The sequence below is a fragment of the Candidatus Protofrankia californiensis genome, assembly GCF_900634765.1.
Lineage (GTDB): Bacteria > Actinomycetota > Actinomycetes > Frankiales > Frankiaceae > Protofrankia > Protofrankia californiensis.
Genome location: NZ_CAAAFT010000421.1, coordinates 1 through 4,012, shown reverse-complemented (window position 1 = coordinate 4,012; position 4,012 = coordinate 1). Strand labels below are relative to the sequence as shown.

Here is a 4,012-nt window from a genome sequence, read left to right as displayed (position 1 = left end):
CTGCCGCGTCGAGGCGGTCGAAGTGCTTGACGGCCAGCCGCACCGCCTCGACGTTCGTCTCCTCGGTGGAGACGTCACCCTCGAGCGTCACGACGTTCTTGATGGTGTCGAGCTCGGCGAGGCCGGCCGTGTCGGGGTCCACGGCAACGACCCCGTAGCCCCGTTCGGCGAACAGCTCCACGGTTGCCCGGCCGATCCCGGCGGCGGCGCCGGTCACGACGACTGCCGGAAGTGTCATGCTTTTCCCTTCTATTAGATGAATCGTCTGGGTCTCCGCCGTGATGGCCGCGCCCCTGGTGCAGCCACGTCCATCCGTGGTCGCGTTCGGTCGGGCAGGCCGTCCGGTCAGCCCGCTCAGGCAAGCGACGCCAACCACTTGGCCACCGCGGCGGCGGTCGTCCCGGTGTCTTCCTCAAGGATGCTGAAGTGATCACCGGGAACGTCGATGATCTCGTGCGGAAGCGGCCAGTACGCCCGCCAGTCGGCCAGGCCCGGTGCCTCGGTCGGCGTGCCGGCCAGCGGTTGCTCCGCGCGGACGAGCAGGGTGCGCGCGGAGATCTCCGTCGGCTGCCAGTCCGCAAAGATCCGATTGTAGGTGCCCATCGTCGACAGCCGGGTGTCCAGCGTCGACAGGTCGAAGCGGTCGAACCGCTCCACGAGAGCGGTGATCATAGCGGTGTTCCACCACTCCATCCCAGGCCGGGAAGGCGTGTCGATCGGGTAGGAGTCGACGAGCACCAGCCCGGCAGGGAAGATCCCTTCCGCCTCCAGCCCGGCGACGACCGAGTTCGCCACGCAGCCACCCATCGAACGGCCGAGGACCACGAACGGCTCGTCGCCGACGACCTTCTTCACCGCCTCGACGTGCATCCGGATCAGCGTGGCGGCCGAATCCGGGAGCAGGTCGCCTTCCGGCAGTCCGGGAGCCGGCACCACGTACACGTCCCGCTCGTCGCGGAACAGGCCGCCGAACCGGGAGTACTCGTGCGGGCCGGACAGCGCCGACAGCGCCGGGAAGCAGACGATGTTCGGCCGCGACGGCCCGGTCGTGAGGGTCAGCGGGGCCGGAGAGTGGTCGTGCCGATCCGCCGCGTCGAACGTCGAGCGCAGGCTGGAAGCCACGATCAGCAACTGCGCGGCGGCGTCCATCTGCCCGGCGTCGAACAGCCGCCGGTAGAGCCCGCCGACGCCCCCGCCGCCGACGCCGCCGGTGGCCAGCGACCCAGCACTTCCCCCGCTCGCCGCCGGACCCGACGGCGTCCCCTGCGCGCCGACCGCGAGCTGGCCACCGATGAGCTCGGCGACGGCCGCGGGGGTCGGATGGTCGAAGGTGAGCGTCGCCGGCAGCCGTAGACCGGTCTGCGCCTCCAGCCGGTTGCGCAGTTCGACCGCGGTGAGCGAGTCCAGCCCCAGCTCGACGAAGGCGCCGCCGGCGGCGATCGGGTCGGCGTCCGGGTAGCCGAGGGCATTCGCGGTTTCTCTACGCACAAGGTCGAGTATGGCCGCGTCACGTTCGGTTCCGGACAGGCCCGCAAGCTGTTCCCTGAACTGGGACCGGGTACCCTCCGGCGCCGCGCCCGCCACCCGCCGGGCCGGCCGGACCAGCCCGCGCAGCAGCGCGGGAACCCCGGCCGCCGCGGACCGGGCCCGGATGGCGGCGAGGTCGAGCAGTGCCGGCACGAGCAGCGGACGAGCGGTCAGGGCGCCGGCCGACACCGCGGTGTCGAACAGCTCCACGCCCGCGGTGTCCGACAGCGACCGCAACCCCGACCGGGTGATGCGCTCCCGGTCGGCGTCGGTCAGGTGGGCGGTGACGCCGCTGGCGCGCTCCCACTGGCCCCAGGCCAGCGACAGCGCCGGCAGGCCGTGCGCCCGGCGGTGCGCCGCGAGCGCGTCCAAAGCGGCGTTCGCCGCGGTGTACAGGGCCTGCCCCGTCCCGCCGGTGAGCCCCGACAGGGACGAGAACAGCACGAACGCGGACAGGTCGTGGTCGCGTGTCAGCTCGTGCAGATGCCAGGCGCCGTCCAGCTTGGGACGCAGCACCGCATCGAGACGATCACCGGTGAGGGCGTCCAGCAGGCCGTCGTCGGCGATGCCGGCGGCGTGCACGACCGCGGTCAGCGGATGCTCGGCCGGGATCGCGGCGAGGACGCCGGCGAGTGAGTCACGGTCGGCGACGTCCGCTGCCACGACCGTGACGGTCGCGCCGAGCTCGGCGAGCTCCTCCCGCAGCAGTGCGGCGCCGCCGGCGTCGGGACCGCTGCGGCTGGTCAGGACCAGGTGGCGGGCGCCGTGGGAGGTGACCAGGTGGCGGGCGACCAGCGCGCCGATCGCCCCGGTACCGCCCGTGATCAGGACAGTGCCGCCGGTCACGATCAGGGTGCCGTCCTGGTGCGGCGTGCCGCCCGGCTCGGACGTGACCGCCGACGCGCCGGCGGCTTCACCGCCGTCCACCGTGCCGCTCGCCGTGGTCGCCGTGGCGTCCACGGTGACCCGGACCAGCCGGGGGACCCGGACGGTGCCCGCGCGGATCACGAGCTGTGGTTCGCCGCCCGCTTCCGCGGCGGCGAGCGCCGCCGGCAGCGCCTCGGCCGAAGCGGGGTCGTCGTCGACGTCGAGCAGGACGATCCGGTCGGGATGCTCGGCCTGCGCGGAGCGGACCAGCCCCCACACGGCGGCGGCCGCGACGTCGACGGCACTGTCCTCGACGGCCGTGTTCTGGGCGGTGGTGTCCTCGACGGCGGTGTTCTGGACGACGGTGTCGTGGACGGCGTCGCCGCCGTCCACGGCCACCGCATGCCGGGTGACGACGACGAGCTGGGCGCCGTCGACCCGGCGTTCGGCCGTCCACCCCTGCAGCTGGGCCAGGACACGCCGCACCGTCGCGTGCGCGGCGGCGGGGACGCCGGTGCCGGTTCCGGTGCCGGCATCCGGCAGACCCCCGGTGAAGACCAGGCCGGGAGCGGGTTCGCCGAGGTCGATGGCGGCGGTGAGGTCGGAGAGATCGGCGAACGCGCGGGTGTCCGCGCGCGCCTGCCGCAGCAGGTCGCGCAGGTAGGTGCCGTCACCGAGGACGGACCAGGTCCGGCGGTCGGGTGTCGCCGACGGCGGCAGCGGCTTCCAGTCCACCGCGAACAGGGCGTCGTCGTGCGCCGCCCCGCCGGCAGCGGCGCGTGCGGCGGTGATCTGTGCCGCGGACACCAGCCGGCCGGCAAGGGATGCGATCGACAGGACGGGCGCGCCGGTGCCGTCGGCGGTGTCCAGGGACAGCCGATCCGGCCCGATCACCGACAGCCGCACGCGCAGCAGGGTCGCGCCGGAGGAGTGCAGCCGCAGTCCCGACCAGGCGAACGGCAACTGGACCTGGCCTGGCGGGGCGTCGCGCAGCCCCTTGTGGGCGCTGACGTGCACGGCGGCGTCGAGCAGCGCGGGGTGCAGGCCGAACCGTCCGGCGTCCGCGCGTATCCCCTCGGGCAGCTCGACCTCGGCGAAGATCTCCTCGCCCCGCTCGGAGCGCCGCCAGGCTGCGCGCAACCCGCGGAACGCCGGCCCGTACGTCAGCCCGGCGCCGGCCAGGGCCTCGTACACGCCGTCGACGTACGCGCCGTCGACGCCGATAGCCTCGGCGTCCGGGGGCGGCCAGGTCGCCAGGGACTCCGCCGCCGCCGCGTTCGCCGCCGCCGCCTCCGTGGCAGCGGAATCGTCGGAGGTCAGATAGCCGCTGACGTGGCGGGTCCAGCCGTCGGCGCGGGGTTCCTCGCCGTCCGGCCGCGAGTGGACCGCGATCGGCCGGCGCCCCGTCCCGTCCGGCGCACCGACGACGACCTGCACCTGGACGCCGAGCCGCTCGGGCAGCACCAGCGGAGCCTCGGCGATCAGCTCGTCGACGGTGTCGTATCCGGTGACCTCACCGGCGTGCAGGGCGAGCTCGATGAACACCGTGCCCGGGACGACCACGGATCCCATCACGTTGTGGTCGGCGAGCCAGGGGTGGGTGTGCAGGGAGAGGCGG

2 protein-coding genes are annotated in these 4,012 nt (G+C 74.0%); both read right to left on the bottom strand.

The genetic code is table 11. The features are described 5' to 3' along the window. The coding region (locus DD1DGNOD_RS30030; protein ID WP_241255902.1) for an SDR family oxidoreductase at positions 1 to 238 on the bottom strand (238 nt) is incomplete at its 3' end. A 116-nt stretch (positions 239 to 354) separates the two neighbouring features. After that, positions 355 to 4,012: type I polyketide synthase (locus DD1DGNOD_RS21715; RefSeq protein ID WP_131770934.1), on the bottom strand; the 3,658-nt coding region annotated here is incomplete at its 5' end.